At 61.8% G+C, this 20,458-nt stretch carries 19 protein-coding genes; 7 read left to right on the forward strand and 12 right to left on the reverse strand.

All coding sequences use genetic code 11. From position 1 onward, the window contains the following. Positions 1-37: 37 nt before the first annotated feature. Positions 38-766, reverse strand: coding sequence for a GntR family transcriptional regulator (locus LPA37_RS11065; RefSeq protein ID WP_228974838.1), 729 nt, complete (start codon positions 764-766; stop codon positions 38-40). Between the two features lie 150 nt (positions 767-916). On the opposite strand from LPA37_RS11065, the gene LPA37_RS11070 reads away from it, so the two are divergent. Then, on the forward strand, positions 917-2,218 hold the full coding sequence (locus LPA37_RS11070; protein WP_228974840.1) for an L-fuconate dehydratase: 1,302 nt from the start codon (positions 917-919) through the stop codon (positions 2,216-2,218). A 29-nt stretch (positions 2,219-2,247) separates the two neighbouring features. On the opposite strand, the gene LPA37_RS11075 is transcribed toward LPA37_RS11070, so the two are convergent. The 6 genes from LPA37_RS11075 to LPA37_RS11100 all read right to left on the reverse strand — a co-directional run bounded on the left by LPA37_RS11075 (position 2,248) and on the right by LPA37_RS11100 (position 8,899). Next, positions 2,248-3,261: a LacI family DNA-binding transcriptional regulator gene (locus LPA37_RS11075; protein ID WP_229012560.1), complete on the reverse strand. Its 1,014-nt coding sequence runs from the start codon at positions 3,259-3,261 to the stop codon at positions 2,248-2,250. A 36-nt stretch (positions 3,262-3,297) separates the two neighbouring features. Further along, positions 3,298-4,380, reverse strand: coding sequence for an ABC transporter ATP-binding protein (locus tag LPA37_RS11080; RefSeq protein ID WP_229012561.1), 1,083 nt, complete (start codon positions 4,378-4,380; stop codon positions 3,298-3,300). Between the two features lie 3 nt (positions 4,381-4,383). Beyond that, positions 4,384-5,286 (reverse strand): carbohydrate ABC transporter permease, encoded by a 903-nt coding sequence (locus LPA37_RS11085; RefSeq protein ID WP_229012562.1) that lies wholly within the window; start codon positions 5,284-5,286, stop codon positions 4,384-4,386. After that, positions 5,286-6,194 carry a carbohydrate ABC transporter permease gene (locus LPA37_RS11090; protein WP_229012563.1) on the reverse strand — a complete coding sequence of 303 codons (909 nt, stop codon included), beginning with the start codon at positions 6,192-6,194 and terminating at the stop codon, positions 5,286-5,288. Before LPA37_RS11090 ends, LPA37_RS11085 begins: the two co-directional genes overlap by 1 nt. A gap of 8 nt (positions 6,195-6,202) precedes the next feature. Beyond that, positions 6,203-7,453 (reverse strand): ABC transporter substrate-binding protein, encoded by a 1,251-nt coding sequence (locus LPA37_RS11095; RefSeq protein ID WP_228974849.1) that lies wholly within the window; start codon positions 7,451-7,453, stop codon positions 6,203-6,205. A 66-nt stretch (positions 7,454-7,519) separates the two neighbouring features. After that, positions 7,520-8,899 carry a GH1 family beta-glucosidase gene (locus tag LPA37_RS11100; protein WP_407672512.1) on the reverse strand — a complete coding sequence of 460 codons (1,380 nt, stop codon included), beginning with the start codon at positions 8,897-8,899 and terminating at the stop codon, positions 7,520-7,522. Positions 8,900-9,220: 321 nt separating this feature from the next. On the opposite strand from LPA37_RS11100, the gene LPA37_RS11105 reads away from it, so the two are divergent. Beyond that, positions 9,221-9,361 carry a hypothetical protein gene (locus tag LPA37_RS11105; protein WP_176954112.1) on the forward strand — a complete coding sequence of 47 codons (141 nt, stop codon included), beginning with the start codon at positions 9,221-9,223 and terminating at the stop codon, positions 9,359-9,361. A 135-nt stretch (positions 9,362-9,496) separates the two neighbouring features. On the opposite strand, the gene rarD is transcribed toward LPA37_RS11105, so the two are convergent. Further along, positions 9,497-10,378, reverse strand: coding sequence for an EamA family transporter RarD (gene rarD / locus LPA37_RS11110; RefSeq protein ID WP_229012564.1), 882 nt, complete (start codon positions 10,376-10,378; stop codon positions 9,497-9,499). A gap of 303 nt (positions 10,379-10,681) precedes the next feature. On the opposite strand from rarD, the gene LPA37_RS11115 reads away from it, so the two are divergent. Beyond that, positions 10,682-11,080: an RcnB family protein gene (locus LPA37_RS11115; RefSeq protein ID WP_228974858.1), complete on the forward strand. Its 399-nt coding sequence runs from the start codon at positions 10,682-10,684 to the stop codon at positions 11,078-11,080. Positions 11,081-11,319: 239 nt separating this feature from the next. Here the strand turns inward: LPA37_RS11115 and LPA37_RS11120 are convergent, their stop codons facing one another. After that, positions 11,320-12,159, reverse strand: coding sequence for a helix-turn-helix transcriptional regulator (locus LPA37_RS11120; protein ID WP_228974860.1), 840 nt, complete (start codon positions 12,157-12,159; stop codon positions 11,320-11,322). A 102-nt stretch (positions 12,160-12,261) separates the two neighbouring features. Between LPA37_RS11120 and LPA37_RS11125 the strand changes: the two genes are divergently transcribed. The 3 genes from LPA37_RS11125 to LPA37_RS11135 all read left to right on the forward strand — a co-directional run bounded on the left by LPA37_RS11125 (position 12,262) and on the right by LPA37_RS11135 (position 15,143). Continuing rightward, positions 12,262-13,155 (forward strand): SDR family oxidoreductase, encoded by an 894-nt coding sequence (locus LPA37_RS11125; protein WP_229012565.1) that lies wholly within the window; start codon positions 12,262-12,264, stop codon positions 13,153-13,155. A 394-nt stretch (positions 13,156-13,549) separates the two neighbouring features. Further along, complete coding sequence (locus tag LPA37_RS11130) at positions 13,550-13,861, forward strand: high-potential iron-sulfur protein (protein WP_228974864.1); 312 nt, start codon at positions 13,550-13,552, stop codon at positions 13,859-13,861. Between the two features lie 64 nt (positions 13,862-13,925). Then, positions 13,926-15,143 (forward strand): tellurite resistance/C4-dicarboxylate transporter family protein, encoded by a 1,218-nt coding sequence (locus LPA37_RS11135; RefSeq protein ID WP_229012566.1) that lies wholly within the window; start codon positions 13,926-13,928, stop codon positions 15,141-15,143. An 81-nt stretch (positions 15,144-15,224) separates the two neighbouring features. Here LPA37_RS11135 and acs read toward each other — a convergent pair whose 3' ends face one another. Then, a complete protein-coding gene (gene acs / locus LPA37_RS11140; RefSeq protein ID WP_228974869.1) occupies positions 15,225-17,165 on the reverse strand; it encodes an acetate--CoA ligase in 1,941 nt (646 codons plus the stop codon). A gap of 81 nt (positions 17,166-17,246) precedes the next feature. Continuing rightward, the gene (locus LPA37_RS11145; RefSeq protein ID WP_229012567.1) at positions 17,247-17,825 is read right to left on the reverse strand and encodes an acetate uptake transporter; all 579 of its coding nucleotides are present in this window, start codon (positions 17,823-17,825) and stop codon (positions 17,247-17,249) included. Positions 17,826-18,382: 557 nt separating this feature from the next. Between LPA37_RS11145 and LPA37_RS11150 the strand changes: the two genes are divergently transcribed. Then, positions 18,383-18,841 (forward strand): hypothetical protein, encoded by a 459-nt coding sequence (locus tag LPA37_RS11150; protein ID WP_228974871.1) that lies wholly within the window; start codon positions 18,383-18,385, stop codon positions 18,839-18,841. 42 nt (positions 18,842-18,883) lie between these two features. Here the strand turns inward: LPA37_RS11150 and LPA37_RS11155 are convergent, their stop codons facing one another. Then, entirely contained in the window at positions 18,884-20,341 is a 1,458-nt protein-coding gene (locus tag LPA37_RS11155; protein WP_228974873.1) for an NCS1 family nucleobase:cation symporter-1, read from the reverse strand. Positions 20,342-20,458: the final 117 nt, after the last annotated feature.

Genomic DNA, 20,458 nt, shown 5'->3' on the forward strand with positions numbered 1-20,458 from the left:
TGTTCCGACGAGGGCCCGGCAAACGTGTCTGTACCTGTCACTCCTCGAACAGGTCTGGCCGTTCGCTGGCAAATCGCCGCAATTCGGCAACGACTTCATCCAGATGGCTGTGCATCGCGTGCCCCGCCGCTTCCGGATCGCGATCCTCGATGGCCGCGAAAATGCGCTCGTGCTCTTCGAGCGTATGAACGTGGCGCTCCGGACTCGCGAGAAGCTGACGCGCGCGATCGAGCGCGCTGCGTGACACAGCGACGATTTCTTTCACACGCGGCAAATCAATGGCATCGAGCAGGATCTCGTGAAAACCGAGATCGAGCAGATGGAATTCGTGGCGCAGGTCGCAAGCAACGGCCTCGCGCTGTTTCTCAAGATTGGCGGCCAGCGCGTTGAGCGTGCCTTCGCTGCAATGCATGGCAACGCCACGCACGGTTTCCACTTCAAGCGCGCTGCGGATAAACAGATGCTGACGAATATCGTGAATCACGATCGGCATCACACGCGTGCCGCGCTGCGGCAAAACTTCAACGAGCCCGGCTCCAGCGAGCCTCGCGAGCGCCGAGGAAACGGGAAAGCGCGACACGCCCATGCGATCGCATACGGCCAGCTTGTCGATCATCATGCCCGGCTCCAGCGCGAGCGTGACGATCGCTTCGCGCAGCGCGGCTTCGACTGCGTCGGTAAGGCTGCCCCGTTCGGCACCCTGCAGTTTTTGCAATGCACCATACGGGTCTTGCGCGGCACTCGCTTCATCGTTCAAAAGACCCACGGGACGCCTGTTTTACGACTAACATGCTAGCATGCTAGAAGGTGGATCTAACACTGTCAACGAGTGCTAACGCCTGGGTCGCGCTTCTTTAGCGTTACTGGATCGCCGGCCAGGGGCTCTCGATTTCGTCGCCGCCGGGAGGGTGCCCGAATGACCAGAATCACCAATCTGTCCGTGCGGGACATCCGCTTTCCCACGTCGCGCTCGCTCGACGGCTCTGACGCGATGAACGCCGCGCCGGACTATTCCGCCACATACGTCATCCTCGAAACCGGTTCGCCAGCCCGTCTTGCCGGGCACGGCCTGACGTTTACGATTGGGCGCGGTAACGAGATCTGCGTGGCGGCGGTCAATGCGCTGGCGTCGCTTGTCGTCGGCCGGCAGATCGAAGACATCGCCGCCGACATGGGTGGCTTCTGGCGCGAGATCACCTCCGATAGCCAGCTCCGCTGGATCGGCCCGGAAAAAGGTGTGATCCATCTCGCGACAGCCGCCGTCGTCAATGCCGTGTGGGATCTCTGGGCGAAGACCGAAGGCAAGCCGGTATGGAAGCTGCTCGTGGATATGAGCCCTGAAGCGCTCGTGAAGTGTCTCGACTTTCGCTACGTGACGGATGCGCTCACGCCATACGAAGCGCTTGCCATCCTGCGTCGTAACGCTGCGGGCAAGGCAGCGCGCGAAAAGGAAATGCTCGCGCAGGGCTACCCGGCTTACACGACATCGGCAGGCTGGCTTGGCTACGACGACGACAAGATCCGGCGTCTTGCGCGCGAAGGCGTAGCCGCGGGCTGGACGCATTTCAAGCAGAAGGTAGGCGGCAATCTTGACGAAGACGTGCGGCGTGCACGCATCCTGCGTGAAGAGATCGGCATCGATCGCAAGCTGATGATGGACGCCAATCAGGTTTGGGAAGTCGACGAAGCCATTGCGAACATGCGGCGTCTGGCGGAGTTCGATCCGTGGTGGATCGAAGAGCCGACAAGCCCGGACGACATTCTGGGTCACGCGGCGATCCGGCAACGCCTGGCACCGACGATCGGCGTGGCGACTGGCGAGCATTGTCACAACCGGGTGATGTTCAAGCAACTGCTGCAGGCGCATGCGATCGACTTCTGCCAGATCGACAGCTGTCGTCTGGGCGGCCTGAACGAAGTGCTCGTCGTGCTTCTGATGGCGGCGAAATTCGGTGTACCCGTGTGCCCGCACGCGGGCGGCGTCGGATTATGCGAGTACGTCCAGCATATTTCGCTGTTCGACTACATCTGCGTGTCGGCATCGCTTGAGAATCGCGTGCTCGAATACGTCGACCATCTGCATGAGCACTTTATCGAGCCGGTCGTGATTCGCAACGGACGCTATATGCCGCCGCGTATGCCCGGGTACAGCATCGAGATGCATGCGGCTTCGCTCGACGACTATCACTTTCCCGATGGCGCCGCGTGGCGTGCCTGAACCCCGATCCCTGATCCCGATAGACCACTTCAGGTGCGCCGCGGTGGTGCAACCGAAGCGCGCATTGTCACGGTCACTGGAAAGTCGCGGAAGATTTCCCACGACGTGCCGTAGCATTCGTTGACGAGCCAGCGCACCGCATTCTGCGTCAGCTCTTGCGTGGGGATATGAACCGATGTGAGTCCTGGCGCGGTATAGGCCGCGGAATAATCGTCGTCGTAGCCAATCACCGATACGTCATGAGGCACCGATATGCCCGCCTGCTGAAGGCGGGCCAGGGCGCTGACAGCCATCGTATCGTTGGCGCAAAAGAGCGCGGTGAAACGCCGCTTCGATTCGAGCAGTGTCTGCACACCGGCATAACCGCCTTCCAGCGAAAAGTCCGATTCGACCAGCGCGACAGAGGAACGCGCAATGCCGTGCCGCGCGAGTTCGTCGAAGAAACCTTCGATCCGCGCGTGATTGTCCGACGCGGAAAACGGACCGGAAATCACGGCGATATCGCGGTGTCCGTGCTCAACGAGCGTACGTGCCGCAAGCGCGCCACCCAGATGATGATTGGCGCAGAACGACGCTTCCGGCAGTTGTCCGGATGCGCGATTGAGGAACACCATGCGCGGATGCATGTTGTGCAGCTTCGCGATGTCTTCGTCGTGCAGATCGTGGCTGATCACCACGACGCCGTCGCAGTCGCGCCCGATCAGAAACTGCACGGCTTCGATCGCACGCTCGCGGGGCGAGGAGTCGCCGCACCCTGTCGCCACCACGACGTGACGACGCACCGCACGCAGTTCGGTGTCGGTCTGCTTCAGAATCGTGCCGTAGTAAGACCCAAAGAACGTCGGCACGAACAGTCCGATCATGCCGAGCGACTGCGTCGCCATTGCGCGGCCAATTGATGAAGGCCGGAAATTCAGCTGCTCGATCGCAGCCTGCACGCGTGCGAGCGCATCGGCCGAAACCGGACCGTTGCCCGAGATTGCCCGCGATGCCGTCGACATGCCGACCCCGGCTAGTATCGCGACGTCTTTCAAGGTTGCCACGCGTGCTCCACTGGTCGATATGTATTGATGCGCCCGCTATAGACGTGAACCGCCTGCTTCGTCAAACAGCGAAATATGTTCGCCGTCGAGCGTGAAGCCCGCGGCTTCGTCCACCACGAACGATGTCTTGTCCTGCGCGATGGAAGCGATCTGGTTGCCATGATAATCGAGCCAGACGACCCGATGATTGCCCATCGGCTCGACGAGCGAAACGCTTGCCTCGTGCACCGCGCCTTGCCCTGGCCTCACGTCTTCGGGACGAATGCCGAGCACGCACGGCGTATTCGCCTCCGGCATTGCCTTGAACGGATAGTGCGACACGTCCAGTTCCAGATGCGAATGACGGAACCACACACCGTTCTCGCGGCGCTCAAGCTCACCCTTTAGCAGGTTCATCGGCGGCGAGCCGAGAAACGTCGCGACAAACAGGTTGTCCGGTTTCGCGTAGATCTGCGCGGGTGTGCCGATCTGCTGGATCACGCCGCCGCGCATCACCGCCATGCGGGTCGCGAGCGTCATTGCTTCAACCTGATCGTGCGTCACGTAGATCATCGTCGCGCCGAGCTGCCTGTGCAGATGTTTCAGCTCACGCCGCAATTCCGTGCGCAGCTTCGCATCGAGATTCGACAGCGGTTCGTCAAACAGAAACACGTCCGCCTCGCGCACGATCGCGCGGCCGATTGCAACGCGCTGGCGCTGCCCACCCGAAAGCTGTGCCGGACGGCGCTTGAGCAGCGGCCCGAGCTGCAGCATTTCCGCGGCGCGCCCGACACGGCGCGCGATTTCGTTTTTCGGCGTGCCGTTGATGCGCAGCGCAAACGAGAGATTGCGCTCGACGTTCATCGTTGGATACAACGCGTACGACTGGAACACGAGCGCGATGCGGCGGTCTTTCGGATCGGCCCACGTCATGTCCTGTCCGCCGATTTCGATGCTGCCGCCGGTCACGTCGATCAGGCCCGCGATGCTATGCAGCAGCGTCGATTTCCCGCAACCCGACGGCCCGAGCAACACCAGAAATTCACCCGGCTCGACCTCCAGATCAAGCGCTTCGATCACGGTATTCGCGCCTAGCTGGATCTTCAGTTTGCGGATCGACACATTCGATACGTTGGACATGCGTTAGCCCTTGACTGCACCGGAAGCAATACCGCGAACGAACCAGCGGCCGGAGATAAAGTAAATCGCGAGCGGCACCATCGACGTGAGTATCGTCGCGGCCATGTTGACGTTGTAGAGCCGCTCGCCGGTTGTCGTATTGATGATGTTGTTCAGCTGCACGGTCATCGGCAGGTTCTTCGTGCCGGCGAATACGAGACCGAGAATGAAGTCGTTCCAGATGCCGGTGACCTGCATGATGATCGCGACGACGATGATCGGCACCGACATCGGCAGCATCAGTTGCAGGAAGATGCGCCAGAAACCGCCGCCGTCGATGCGCGCCGCCTTGAAGAGCTCGAGCGGAATCGACGCATAGTAGTTGCGGAACAGCAGGGTCATCACGGGCATGCCGAAGATCGTATGAATCAGGACGATGCCCGGCAATGAACTGAAGAGATGAACGCTTGCCAGCACGCGCACCAGTGGATACACCATCACCTGCACGGGAATGAACGCGCCGACCAGCAGGATCGCAAACAGCACGCCCGCGCCACGCGGACGCCAGAACGACAGCGCATATCCGTTCACCGCGCCGACGAAAATCGACAGGATCGTACCTGGCACGACGATGCGCACCGAGTTCCAGAAACCGACCCGGATGCCGTTGCAATCGAGACCCGTACACGCGGACTGCCATGCGGTGCTCCACGGTTCCAGCGTGAAATGAACCGGCAAGGCGAGCAGGTGGCCAAGACGGATCTCCGACATCGGCTTGACCGACGTCACGAGCATCACGTAAAGCGGCAACAGGAAAAACAGCGCGGCGCTCAGCAGGAACGCGTAGACACCCACGCGCGCCGGCGTAAAGCGTGAGCGCCGCCTGACAGCGGGAGCAGCAGGAAGCGTGGGATGGGACACGTTCATCAAACGTCCTTGCGCAAGGCGGCGCGGCTACGCACATAGAAGAACGGCGCGAGAATCGCGAGCACTGTCGTGAGCAGCACGATCGAGGCCGCCGAAGCGAGCCCGATATTCGCACGTCCGAACAGGTAGTCCATGATGAATTTCGCGGGCACTTCGCTGGCCGTGCCGGGACCGCCCTGTGTCATCGCGACCACCGCATCGTAGAGTTTCACGACCATCACGAACAGCAGGACGAACGCAGTTGAAACCGACGGCCCGAGCATCGGCACGACGATGCTTGCATAGACACGCCAGCGCGGAATGCCGTCGATGCGCGCGGCTTTCCAGATTTCGTCATCGATGCCGCGCAGGCCCGCCAGCAGGAGCGCCATCACGAGGCCGGACGCCTGCCATACGGTCGCGATGACGAGCGTATAGATCACATAGTCCTGGTCGACGATCCAGTCGAAGCGGGCATGCACGAAACCAAGCTTGTGCAGGACTTGTTGAATCCCGAGCTGCGGATTCAGGATCCACTGCCACACCAGCCCGGTCGCGACAAACGACATCGCATACGGATACAGAAACACCGTGCGCAGCGCGCCTTCCGCAACAACCCGCTGGTCGATGAAGATCGCGAGCAGCAGACCGATCACCATGCACGCGACGATAAAACACGCGCCATAGATCACGATGTTCTGCAGCGACAACAGCCAGCGGTCGTTGTGAAAGAGCCGCACGTACTGCGTCACGCCCGCGAAGTCACCCGAAGGAAACGTGCGCGAATTGCTGAGCGAAACACGCGCGGTCCACAGCATCGTGCCCAGGTACGCGAATGCAACCGTGAGCACCATCGGTATCATCGCGACCCAGGCAGCCAGCGGGAACCGCCTGCGTCGCAAGCGGGGTTGCAATGTCAGCGCGGCCATCGCGGCCGTCAGCTCTTGAGCGCGCCGGCAAACGCCTTTTGCGCATCGTCGACCGACTGGTTCTTGTTCCAGAAGTTCGTAACGACGTCCGTCAGCGCGCCTTGCACGTCAGGCGGTATCAGCATTTCCGGATTCGGCAGCTGGCGCGATTTGTCCTTCATGATCGCAATGCCCTCTTTCGCGCACATGTCGAGCGACGTCTGATCGACATCGGGACGAATCGGAATCGAGCCTTTCTTCGCGCTGAACGCAACCTGCGCCTGCGGCGATGTCATCACCGTGGCGAGCAGGTTCTGCGCCTTGATCGCCGTCGCGTTGTCGGTCTTCGGGAAGACGAACACGTCGCCGGCCACCATGTACGGCGACTTCGGACCAAAACCCGGGAAGCAGCCGAAGTCTTTCCCCGGCACCTGCTTCGCCGCCGAGAATTCGCCCTTCGCCCAGTCGCCCATGATCTGCACGCCGGCCTTGCCCGAAATCACGAGCGCGGTTGCATCGTTCCAGTTGCGGCCCGGCGAGCCCGGATCGACGTAGTTATGCAGACGCTTGAACGTGGTCATCACGTTTTTGAACGCAGCCGAATTGACTGCGTTCTGGTCGCGATCGCGATACACCTTCAGATACAGATCCGTGCCGCCGACATCCGCAAGCACGGCGTCGAACGTGATTTTTTCCTGCCACGGCTGACCGCCGAGCGCGAGCGGAATCACGCCAGCCGCCTTGAGTTTGTCGAGGTCGCCAAGGAACTCGTCAAAGGTCTTCGGCTCACCGGCAATACCCGCCTTCTGGAAGGCCGGCTTCGAATAGAAGAACCAGTCCTGCATGTGAATGTCGACGGGCGCCGCGTAGAAATGCCCGTTGACCTTGATGCTGTTCAGGATCGACTCCGGAAAGATCGCGTTCCAGTTTTCCTTCGCGGCCACGGTGTCGACGTTGTTCAGGAGACCCTGATCGATCAGGTCATGAAACTGCTTCGACGTGTTGAACTGGGCCGCCGTCGGTGGATCGCCACCGACGATGCGGTTGATCGCCGTGGAGCGCGCCTGATCGGCGCCGGCTACCGCGTTATCGATCCATTGCCCGCCTGCCTTGTTATACGCATCGGCGAACTGGCGGATCGCGGCCGATTCGCCTCCCGACGTCCACCAGTGAATCACGTTGGCCTTGAGCGGCTCGGCGGCCTGTACGGCCTGCGTTGCAAAACCGCCCATCGCAATGGTCGCGACGATGCAGGCGAGTACCTTTCTTCTACTGTTCATTCCGTCTCCTCCAGGCTTTGCGCCCGTGTTTCCAGACCGATACAGGGACAACCGGATATAACCCGCTCAAGCGCGTGCGGCGCGCTCCTTCAAAAACTTCGCGATCAGTTCCGCACTGCGCTTGAAGGTGCGCTTTTGCGTATCGTAGTCGACATGCACGATGCCAAAGCGGCGCTCATAGCCGAACGCCCATTCGAAGTTGTCCATCAGCGACCACACGAAGTAGCCACGAATATCCACACCTTTTTTGATCACTTCATCGACAGCGGCAAGGTGGCGCTTGAGAAACGCAATACGCTGGGCGTCGTCGACGCGGCCATCGATCACATTGTCGTCCGACGCCATGCCGTTTTCCGTAATGTAAATGGGCGGCAGCGCGGCGTAGGTTTCGTTAAAGCCGGTCAGCAGATCGCGCAGGCCGTCCGGATAGACCTCCCAGCCCATCTGCGTGCGCTCGACGCCTTCCAGCGGCACTTCCGTAAAGCCGTGCGCGCCATCGCTCTTCACGTTCGTGCGAAAGTAATAGTTGATGCCGAGAAAATCGAGCGGCGCGGCGATCGTCTTCATGTCGCCCTGCAACACGAGCGGATCGGTGCCCGGCCACAGTTCGAACAGATCTTCCGGGTAAACCCCCTTGAGCAGCGGATCGAGAATCCATGCGTTGTGCTGCACCTCGAAGAGATGCGCGGCGCGCCGGTCGGCCGCACTGCCGGAGTTCGGCGTGCCGCGCCCGATGTTGGCAACGATACCCTTTTGCGAAACCGGATCGTTCGCACGCAGCACCGGAATCGCCATGCCGTGCGCGAGCAGCAGATGATGCATCGCCTGGGTCGCAAAGCGGCCGTTCGCCAGACCCGGTGCGTGATGGCCGTTGCCATAGCCGAGAAACGCCGAGCACCACGGCTCGTTTAGCGTCATCCATGCATCGACCTGGCCCGCGAGTTCACGGCTCATCAGATCGGCGTAATCGGCAAAGCGGTACGCCACGTCGCGATTGAGCCAGCCGCCGCGATCTTCCAGATGCTGTGGCAAGTCCCAGTGATACAGCGTGACGAACGTCTTGAGGCCCTTCTCCTTCAGGCGTCCCAGCAGGCGCCTGTAGAAATCGAGACCTTTCCGGTTAGGGCGGCCGGTTTCGTCCATGACGCGCGGCCACGCAATCGACAGCCGGTACGCATCGACGTTCAGCGCCGACAGCATGTCGAGATCGCTTTCCCAACGGTTGTAGTGATCACAGGCGACGGCGCCCGTGTCGCCCGCCAGCACCTTGCCGGGAAGCGCCGAGAACGTGTCCCAGATCGACGGCAAGCGGCCGTCTTCCTGTGCGGCGCCTTCGATCTGGTACGCGGCAGTCGCCGCGCCCAGCAGGAAATCCTTGCGCCAGAGCGCGGAATCGGACGGCGGCGAAAACACGTCGTCAGCGAGAGCGGATATGTCGTTTGCCACGGATTCTCCTGCACGCATTCGTTTGGACAGATCGTTGCGGGGCGCGAAGTGGAAGCGCTTCCACAAACGTGCAAACCATAGCAGCGCTTAATTCATCGCAGCAATCAGGGTTTGCCTTTAGGACGCGCCCGATGCATAGGGCGTCACCTTTAGCCAGGATTCGCCAGAACATTTTCGGAAGGTGCGTTTGAGCAAACCGCGCTTCACCGGACAATGTCTTCATGGCCGCAAAAATGCTGCGCGACAGCAACGCTGAAACAGCGCACACTCACGAGACGCTAGAACCATCTGGTCAGCGATACACGCAACGGGAGTAGCGTCATGGCAAAAGGTCAACTACGCAGCAATCGCGAAGTCAAAAAACCCAAACAGGCGAAAAAGACCGCACCGGCTTCGACACCTTTCGGCTCGACACCGATCAAGGTAGCGCCCCACGTCGCCGAAGCGCAGAAAAAGCGCTGATTCATCGCATGACCGGGCGGCTGCGCCGTCCGGGTTTCGCGAACCTCGCTCGACGTTCGCACCGCACTCCCTGCTTTTAGCGCATCGTTTCCCTTCCGCGAATCGTCACGCAGACAGCGCATGCCAGCGTGAACGCTACGTTACGCGCGCCGGAAACCTCGCACGCCACACGCCTTCGAGCGAATACACCGCCAGCGCGATCCAGATCGCTCCATAGCCGATCAACTGCGTGCCGCTAAACGGCTCGCGATAGATCGCCACGCCGATCAGCAGTTGCAGTGTCGGCGTCACATACTGGATCGGGCCGAGCATCGAATAGGGAATCCGTCGCGCGCCGGCCGCGAACAGCAACAGCGGAATCGCGGTGATCGGCCCCGCCATCGCAAGCAGCACCTGAACGCCCCACGAGGCGCTGACAAAAGCGTTGTCGCCACGCGCGGCCAGCCACGCCAGATACAGCACCGCGACCGGAAAGAGCAGCACGGTTTCAAGCGTCAGCCCTTCGAGCGCGCCGAGCTTCGCGGTCTTGCGCAGCAACCCGTAACCCGCGAAGCTCACCGCGAGCACAAGACTGATCCACGGCAAATGCCCGTTCTCCCAGGTAAGCCATACGACGCCGGCGGTCGCGATCGCGACCGCGAACCACTGCATGCGTCGCAGGCGCTCGTTGAGAAACACGAGCCCGAACAGCACGTTGATCAGCGGATTGATGAAGTACCCCAGACTCGCCTCGACGATATGGTCGGCGTTGACGGCCCAGATATAGATGCCCCAGTTCGACGACAGCAGCACCGCGCTCGCCGCGAAGCGCGCAAGCAGACGCCGGTCGCGCAGCACCGGTCCAAGCCAGCGCCAGTGCATGCGCAGGGTCAGCACGATGAAGAGAAACAGCATCGACCACACCATCCGGTGCGCGAGCATTTCGAGCGCGGCGATCTGATGCAACGACTTGAAGTAGAGCGGAAACAGGCCCCACAACGTGAAAGCGAGAAATGCGCAGGCGACGCCGGGATTCATTTTTATCGGACTTGCTGATGAACTGCGAAGCTGAGGACTCCGCTTGTCGACGAATATCCGGACGACGGGCGTCCGGACGGGAAATGCCGCTTCCGGTAACCCGGCACACGGGTATTGAGGCAATCACGCATGGTTTTGGCGAACACGCGTTCTTATGACATTATTTGCCAGCGCAGATGTTGCGAACGTCGATGAACGAACCACGTCGCGCGGCCAGACAATCGACACGCAGCCGGCGCTTCACGACAGACACACCTTTCAAACGCCAAACTGTTATCGGGCCATTCTCCTAAAGGCAAAGTCATGAAGTCGATAATCGTCGCACCTCTTTTGATCATTTCGCTACTCGGCGCGCCCGTTGCCGTTTTTGCGCAGCAACACGAGAACAATCACGGCGGCCAGCCTTCGCACGGCAAACCCAATCAGGGTCACGACCAGCATGGGCATGGACATGGTCACGCGCCTGCCCCGCGCGAGGCGGCCATGGGAGGGCCGGGCGGTCCTGTTCCCCACAACGACTGGCACAAGGGTGAGCGACTCCCGGCAGAGTACCGCGAGCGTAATTACGTTGTCGACAACTGGCACGAGCACGGCCTGCAGGCACCGCCGCGCGGGTATCAGTGGGTCGGCGTGAACGGAGACTATGTACTCGCCGCCATCGCGACGGGTGTCATTGCAAACGTCCTGCTGTCCGGGCACTAGTCGACCCAACCGGAATCGACCGCTTTCCTTACGAGGAAGCAACCTTTCATTCTGCGGATTGAAAGCAAGGTGGCCCGTCGTTACGGGCCACCATCCTGCTTGCTGTGTCGCGAACCGGCGTATGCGGCGCCTGCCGTTGACAGATTTCCCCGGCCAGCGACAGTCCCAGGCTTTCAGCCGATATTGATGTTCGCGTCGTTTTACATTTTCCCGGCGAAAACGCGGACGCCATGCACGAATCACCGAAACGTTGCGGACCGGGATTCGATCAGCGACCTCACCCGTTCCACGTCGGCTGGCGTTGCCGGGTTGTAGACCACCAGACTGAGATCGGGCCGGCCGTCGACGGCGAAAGCTGAATATTCGAACGCGATCGTACCGGCAACCGGATGCCGCAGGTGCTTGACTCCCTCACCGTGAGCGCGGACGTCATGGTCGCGCCACATCACCTCGAATTCCGGGCTCAGCCGGCACAGTTCGTCCACCAGCGCGGCCACCTGGCCCGTGGCCCCGGCACGTGCGGCATCCGCCCGGAACGCCCCCACCACGAACCGGGCCGCGCTCTCCCAATCGAACTGCGCGGCGCGTACGCGCGGGTCGCAGAAGACGAGGCGCAAGACGTTGCGCTGCTCCGGCGCGAGCACGCCGTAGTCGATGAGCGCCGCGGTGGCGGCGCGGTTCCAGGCGACCACGTCCCAGGTGGCAGTCTTGATCAGGGCGGGACTGGGTTCCAGTGCGTCGAGTACGCGTTGCAGTCGCGGCGTAACCCCTTCGCTTGCCTGGTATCGGACCTCCGGCGGGCGGCCGAGGCCAAGCAGAAACAGGTGCTCGCGCTCGACGTCTGTCAGCAGCAACGCCCGCGCGATGCGCTCGAGTACGTCGGCCGATGGGGCACCACCCCGGCCCTGCTCCAGCCAGGTGTACCAGGTCGCGCTGACGTTGGCGCGCTGGGCGACTTCTTCACGCCGCAGCCCTGGCGTGCGCCGACGGGTCAACGTAAAGCCGAAGGTCGCCGGATCGAGTTTCGTGCGGCGGTCCTTCAGGTAGGTTCCAAGCAGTTTGTCGTTTGCAGCCGGCATTCGTATCCTGTTAACCGCTATACCCGTATAACGTCACTACTTTACCCCGATAGCGTACGCGCCAAGAATCACTCCCGTCTACTTTGGTTCGGGAGAATGTCCATGAAAGTTTTTGTGACCGGCGCAACCGGCTTCGTCGGCTCCGCAGTCGTCAGGGAATTGATCGATGCGGGGCACAAGGTGCTCGGTCTCGCGCGCTCCGATAGAGGGGCTGCGTCGCTTGTCGCGGCAGGGGCCGACGTGCATCGCGGTTCGCTCGAGGATCTCGACAGCCTGCAGCGCGGCGCGCTCGCGGCGGACGGCGTGATTCATATGGCCTTCAACCACGACTTCTCGAAATTCGCCGGGAACTGCGAGACGGAACGGCGCGCCATCGAGGCGCTCGGCGCCGCGCTCGAAGGCTCCGACCGGCCGCTCATCCTCACCTCCGGAGTGGCGCTCCTGGCACCGGGCCGCATCGCGGACGAGGCAACTGTACGCGCTCCCAACGCCACGTTTCCGCGCTCTGTCGAAGAGATAGCGGTCTCGCTGACGGCACGCGGCGTGCGCGCCTCCACGGTACGCCTTGCCCCATCGGTGCACGGCGACGGCGACCACGGCTTTGTTCCAGGGCTCATCGCCATCGCACGCGAGAAAGGCGTTTCGGCCTATGCAGGTGACGGACTCAACCGCTGGCCCGCAGTACACCGTCTCGATGCGGCCCATCTCTACCGGCTCGTTCTTGAAAAGGGTCACGCCGGTGCGCGGTACCACGCGATAGCCGACGAAGGCGTGCCGTTCAGGGAGATCGCCGGCGTGATCGGCCGCCGCCTGAACCTGCCGGTCGTTAGCCAGCACCTGGAAGAAGCGAACGAGCACTTCGGCTGGTTCGCGCTGTTCGCGACAGTGGACATTCCCGCCTCCAGCCAGCGGACGCAGGAACTGCTGGGCTGGCGGCCAGTCGGGCCGGACCTGCTCACCGACATCGACCAGCCCGGCTACTACGTGCATTCGTGATGTTCGACAGCGAGAGAGGTGGCGGGCATGAAGGGTAAATGCAGCAGCTAGCCAGCTATCTGAATCAGGTTGCGCTTGAACGGGTCAAGCATGGTGCGTTGGCGCGTCACGCCCTGGCGTGAAACATGCCCCCTGGTCGCCCGTCCCACGCACAGATATACATCACATCGTGATACAATTATCATGGCATTGGCACTATCCAGCCAATGCCAGCGAAATCACAAAACATACTGATTTCAAGGCACGCGAAGCGCCAGCAATCCAGTTATTTCATCGGTGGGTATGGCGTATGCTGCCCGGTCGTTCATGGACCGACAGGATCCAGTCACCGTGACCGGACAAAGGGTGACACACCTTGCACCCGTCGGCTCCATTTTCTACAGGAGCCCATGTCATGGCCTTCTCCCGCCGGCGTTTCATGATCCTTGCCGCATCCGTCGCATCAACGACGGTTCTTTCCACTGAGTCGCGAGCCGACGCCCCGTTGCTTGCCGAGAACGATCCGACCGCACAGGCACTTGGCTACAAGGCAGATGCCGCGAAAGTGGACAAGACTAAATTCCCCCGCTATCAGACTGGGCAGACCTGCGCCAATTGCCAGCTGTATCAGGGCAAACCGGGCTCGATGACAGGCCCCTGTCCAACCTACGGCGGCAAGCTGGTTTATGCAAAGGGATGGTGTAACGCTTACGTGAAAAAGGCCTGAATCCGGCGCACCGATGCCGGGCCACATGCAGTCGAATCGGGTTGCATGAGTGGATGAGTAATCCGTGTCGGCCGGAACGGTAACTCCGCCGGCAGTGCGTGTCGATGCCCATCAGGCATCGCCGCGGGCCGATCGGTGTCCGGATGTTTTCCTCCCGTTTGTCCCCGGGGTCAATCCGGCCCCGAGCCATATCGAATACCAGCGAAGAGTCGAGGTGCGCGCAGGCGTCAGGGAGCAACGAATGTCGACGTTCGATCCTGGTCAATCCTGGCTGCGGGAATTTCCACCAACGGCCTTCGCGATGGTCATGGCGACGGGCGTCGTCTCGATCGCGGCGCATCTCACCGGCTACGACGTCGCAGGATGGATCCTTCTCGGCATCAATGCCGTGGCCTGGCCCGTCCTGCTTGCGATTACGCTATGCCGGCTTCTGCGCTATCCGCGCGCGGTGCATGCCGATATCGTCGATCACGGCCGCGGGCCCGGGTTTCTCACGCTCGTCGCGGCGACCGCGGTGCTCGGCAGCCAGTTGTCGATCTGTCACGTCCTGCCACAAGCGTTGCCGTGGCTGCTGGGTCTCGCGGCCGGGCTCTGGCTCGTCGTCGCGTATACGTTCCTCGCCGCAATGACCATCGGGCAAAGGAAGCCCGGCCTGCACGCCGGACTCAACGGAACGTGGCTGCTGCTGGTCGTCGCCACCGAGTCCATTGCGGTCCTCGCGACGGCCGTCTCACCGATCCACGGCGCCTCCGTGCCGCTCGACCTGCTGGCGCTCGCGGCGTGGCTGCTCGGCGGCATTCTGTACATGATGCTGATCACGCTGATTTTCTATCGATGGTGCTTCGTGCCCATGAGGGCAGCGGACCTCACGGAGCCGTGGTGGATCAACATGGGCGCGATGGCCATTACCACGTTCGCCGGCAGCCGTCTCATTCTGGCGACGCACAATCCGGCGGGTTGGCCGGGCGACGGCCAGCTCGTGCTGCAGATACTGACTACCGGGTGCTGGGCCATGGCGACATTCTGGATTCCCCTGCTCGCGGCCCTCTTCATCGAGAAGCATGTCATCATCGGCGATCCGGTTCGCTACACGGTTGCCGAATGGTCCGTCGTCTTTCCACTGGGCATGTACTCTGCCGCCACCTACGCTTATGCCGACGCCGCCCACCTTCCATTTCTCGTCAACGTGGCCCGGATCACCGTGCTGATCGCCTTCGCGACGTGGATTCTGGCCGCGATCGGACTGCTGCGCTCGGCGCTCAGATCGGTCAACGGAAAATGACGGACCGTATCGGGACCGTCACACTGTCACAACCGGTCGCGTCGTCCTGTGGGTCCGGGGCTTTGGTTGATTTTCCCCGCTTCAATGCGCTATCCGGTGATCGATCAGTTCCTTGACGACACGTGGATCCGCCAGCGTGGAGACATCGCCCAGATTGTCGTAATCGCCATCGGCGATCTTCCGCAGGATGCGACGCATGATCTTGCCTGAGCGTGTCTTCGGCAGCACGGGTGCCCACTGAATGAAGTCAGGGCTGGCGATCGGGCCGATTTCCTTGCGCACGAGTGCCACCAGCGCGTCGCGCAACACCTCCGCCGGCTCGACGCCGACCTTGAGCGTCACATAGGCGTAGATGCCCTGCCCCTTGAGCGCATGGGGGTAGCCGACCACTGCCGCCTCGGCAACGTCGGGATGCGTCACCAGCGCGCTTTCCACTTCGGCGGTACCCAGCCTGTGCCCCGAGACGTTGACGACGTCGTCGATCCGTCCGGTGATCCAGTAGTCGCCGTCTGCATCGCGATAGCAACCGTCGCCGGTGTAGTACTTGCCTTCGAACTGGCTGAAGTACTGCTCCCGCATCCGGTTCGGGTCGCCGTACACGTAACGCATCTGGCCGGGCCAGGAATCGAGCATGCACAGGCTGCCGGTACCCGCGCCCTCGATCACCTCGCCCTTCTCGCCGACGAGCGCGGGCTGTATGCCGAAGAAAGGCCGCGTGGCCGCTCCGGGTTTGAGCGTCATCGCGCCAGGCAGCGGCGCGATCAGAATGCCGCCGGTTTCCGTTTGCCACCAGGTGTCGATCACGGGGCACCGTTTCTCGCCGACGACTTCGTAATACCACAACCACGATGCCGGATTGATCGGCTCGCCGACCGTGCCCAGCAGACGCAGCGACTTGCGCGAGGTCTTCCTGACCGGCGCGTCTCCGTCGCGCATCAACGCGCGGATCGCGGTGGGTGCCGTGTAGATGATTTGCACCTGATGCTTGTCGCACACCTGCCAGAATCGTGAGCTGTCCGGATAGTTCGGGACACCTTCGAACATCACCGTGGTCGCGCCATTGGCAAGCGGGCCGTAGACGATATAGCTGTGTCCCGTCACCCAGCCGACGTCGGCGGTACACCAGTAGACATCGCCATCGTGATAGTCGAGAACGTACTGGTGCGTCAGTGCGGCGTATGTCAGATAGCCACCGGTGGTGTGCACGACGCCTTTGGGTTTGCCCGTGGAGCCCGAGGTGTAGAGGATATACAGCGGATCCTCTGCATTCATTTCCTCTGGCGGGCAATCCGCTGAGCTCCGACTCATCAGATCCTCATACCAGTGATCGCGGCCTTCACGCCATTCGATCTTGCCGCCCGTACGCCTGACCACCACGCACGTGTCGACCTCGGGGCATTTCGCCATCGCCGCGTCGGCATTTCCCTTCATCGATATCGCGTTGCCGCCTCGCACGCCCTCGTCGGCCGTGATGAGAATGGTGGAAGCACAGTCCTTGAGACGGTTTGCAAGCGCCTCGGGGGAGAAACCGCCGAACACCACGGAGTGAATTGCGCCGATGCGCGCGCACGCGAGCATCGCAACGGCCGCCTCGGGGATCATCGGCATGTAGATGGTCACACGGTCGCCCCGCTTGACGCGGAGCGATTTCAGCACGTTGGAGAACTTGCAGACTTCCGTATGCAGTTCGCGATAGGTAAGGGTCCGGCTGACAGTGGGATCGTCGCCTTCCCAGATGATGGCCGCCTGATCGCCGCGCGTCCGCAGATGGCGATCGAGGCAATTGCTGCAGGCGTTCAGCGTACCGTCATGGAACCATCGGATGTGCAGGTCGTCGCTGGCAAATGAAACATCTTTCACCTGTGTGTACGGCCTGATCCAGTCGAGACGTTTGCCCTGCTCGCCCCAAAAACCCTCCGGGTCTTCTGTCGAATGCCGGTACATCGCCTCGTAACGGGCCTTGTCGGCCCATGCATTCTTTGCCCAGTCCGCCGGCACAGGAAAGATTTGATGCTCAGACATGGCTTCCTCCTTCAGGACGTTGCGCTGCCATGCCGGCGGCGGAGGCGCCCGTGGGCACGCTGCCCCGCCGGCGCCGAACCGCTACGCTACTTGTGGATGGGGTTCCACGTAGGGGTGTGTGGGGAGCACGACACGCCCGAAGCTTTCATTGATGACCATCGCAGCCGACGCGTAGAACGCCAGCAAGGCCGTAATCAGCCCCGTATAGCCGCCCAGATGCGTGGCGAGAACGGACTCCGTCCACGCTCCGATCGCCAGCAGGAGATAGGTGATCCAGAGGGCAAGGAACACGACCTGCACGGACGTACTGGTGTGCATGGAGCCAATCCACATATAAAACGTAAACACGCCCCACACCAGCAGATACCAGCCCACGAACGCTTCGGGCACCTTCGTGCCGAGGAACGCGACAAACAGGGCGAAGGACCACCAGAACGCGCCATAACTGAGGAATGCCACCATCCCGAGCGTATTGCCGCGCGGAAATTCGAGCACGCCCGCGATCATCTGCGCCGTGCCGCCGAAAGCGAACGCCAGTGCCAGCACCAGGCCCAATGCGTCGGCATTGAACCAGCCTGCGTTGACCATGCTGAGCATCCACGTCGTGAATGCAAACCCGGCGAGTCCGAGCGGCGCCGGATTGGAAAGTTTGCCACCCATCATTTGCCTCCGTGGTCATTGTTTCCGATTGCCATATGTCGAGCCATCCGCGGCGGCGCTACGGGCACCCCGGTCGCCGATGTACTCAATCGCACGCGCGGTCACGACACGGTATCTGCTTCGATGCCCCCGTTCGCAGGCTGATTCCGGCTGTTCACCGGAAATCCACCCGCAAGCCAGGCACAACCACGGCGCCATTGCGTCCCGCGTTGCTTCCCGTGATAACAACGATGAGGCTCATGTTCATTATAGTATTTATATCACGTTGTGACATAAACTTCGCATGACCTGCTCATGCGAGCGTCCCGGCCGGATTTCCTGGTTCGCGACTGTATTGCGGGTCAGGTCGTGGGGCATCAGGCGGCGGTTCACCGCGCGGACAGATTTGTATGAGGAGACGCAAGCCAGGTTCGCAGGACTCGGGGTCAACGGGTAATCTGAAAACGTCATCGAGCGCGCAAGTGCGTGTAAATTCGAGGCCAGTGGTTTCCGGTCCGCCACCGCGTCTTCGAATCGGTCGTCATCGGAATCGGTCTTACTGTCTTGCAGGAGCCGGTATGAGCACGAAGCACAGCAAGAAAATACATCTTGAAGCCGCGGCGTCACATCACGAGCAGGCCGCGCGGTATCACCGCGCGGCATCGCGGCATTTCGAGCCCGGTCAAGACCATGCCCACGCCGCACAACCGGCGATGATGGCCCATGGCCACACGTTGCACGCGATCGACCAGGCACACGATGCCGGTGCGCACAGCGCCAGCGCGCCGCCGGTAACACCTGCATCGACCGGCTCAGCCGCAAACAGCGAAACCGTGGCAAAACATCACGCAATGGCAGCGGAGCTTCACGAGCAGGCGGCGCAGCATATGCGCCACGCCGTCAAGCTCTTCGATCAGGACCGCAGCGCAGTCGCCCACGACGCGCAGCTGGCGCTCTCCCTTGCACTGCGCGCCTTGTCCCATGGCAACGAAGCCGCCAGACTGCTTGTGAAGCTCGCTCCCGCCGAAACTTCGTAAGTGAGGCCGTAAGAATTCAAACCGGCAGGAAAACCCTCGACCTCAAGCGCGCGTCGGCGCGACCGCCGAACGCGGCCGCAGCGTCGCCATGATCAGGTACATGCCGCCGCCGATCGCCACACCGAAAAACCACCCATAGGTATTCCACCAGACCGGCAGCAGATTGGTGAAATCAGGCAGGAAAGTCGAAAAGACGCTGCCGATAGCCGCGGAAACCAGCGCGTTGATGTTCCAGCCGCCTTCGTAGCGGTACTCGCCGTGCTCCTGGTAGAGCGCCGCGACGTTGATGTTGCCTCTCGCCACCAGGTAGTAGTCCACCAGAATGATCCCCAGTAACGGGCCCATCGTGGAGCCGATCGCGTTGACGAAGTGCGCGGCGTTGCCTTCCCACGGCGCGAACGGATAGAGCACCAGCGCGATGGCCGCGGCGATGTAGCCGCCCTTTTTGAAGCTGATCAGCTTGGGGAACGTATTGGAGATGTCGAACGCAGCCGAGACGAAATTGGCCACCACGTTGATGCCCAGCGTGGCGACTGCGAAAGTCAGCGCCGCGATGAGTGCCAGCACCCAGCTGTCGAACCTGGCCGAGATCTGTTCCGGATGGAGCAGCACTTCGCCGTACACCTTGAAGGCAGCGATGGTGGTGACGCCAGCGACCAGCGAGAACGCGATCAGGTTGACCGGCAGGCCCCACAGATTGCCTTTCTTCACCGCATCGCGATTTTTGGCGTAGCGCGAGAAGTCGCAAAAGTTCAGATATAGCGCCGCGAAGTAGGTAATCCAGGTCGCGCCCACTGCCATCAGCGCCCAGAACGAGCCTGGCTCGCCGCTGACGCCGACGTCCCGGGTCTTGTCGAGCAGCACGTTCATCGGAATGCCATGGGTGAACGAGAAGCCGCCGGCCTTGACGCACAGGCCGATCGCGAGAATCAGCATCGCGATCCACACCGCCGGACCGGCCCAGTCCTGGAATTTGCGCACCGTCTCCATGCCCTTCTGGATGATGAGCAGCTGCAGCGCCCAGATGATCACGTAGCAGATCACCTCCAGCCGTGAGTGGCCGAGCAGCTGTGGGCCCTTGTGGAACGCCATCAGGCTGTCGCTGCGAATCAGCAGCGCAACCATCGCACCCGAAGCGGCTGCCGTCTGCGCGCCGTACCAGAAACAGGCGACCACGGCGCGCACCAGGGCTGCGAGGTTGGCGCCCCACACGCCAAAGGAGGCGCGCGCCAGCACTGGATACGGCACGCCGGTCTTCTCGCCGGCGTAGCCGATCAGGTTCATGAGCGCGAAGATCACCAGCGAGCTGAGCCCGATCGCCAGCACGAAATTGATAAAGCTGCCGCACAGCAGGAACAGGCTGGCGGCGAGGTAATAGCCCCAGAGGCTGTGCACGTCCGAGGTCCAGACGTTGAAGATACTGAAGGCGCCCCAGTTGCGCTGCCTGGCGGGCGCGAGATCTTCGTTGTAGAGGCCGGGGGAAGGATTGCGGATTTCCATCTGTCATCTCCTGTGAGTTCGTGGAACTGAGGAAACACCGCCGGACACTCCTGGGTGGAGATGCCCCCGCGTCTGAAGCCAGCTGGCATGCAGGAACTGTATGCAGGTGCGTTGCCG

Origin of the sequence: Paraburkholderia gardini (genome assembly GCF_907164545.1) — a bacterium.
GTDB lineage: Bacteria > Pseudomonadota > Gammaproteobacteria > Burkholderiales > Burkholderiaceae > Paraburkholderia > Paraburkholderia gardini.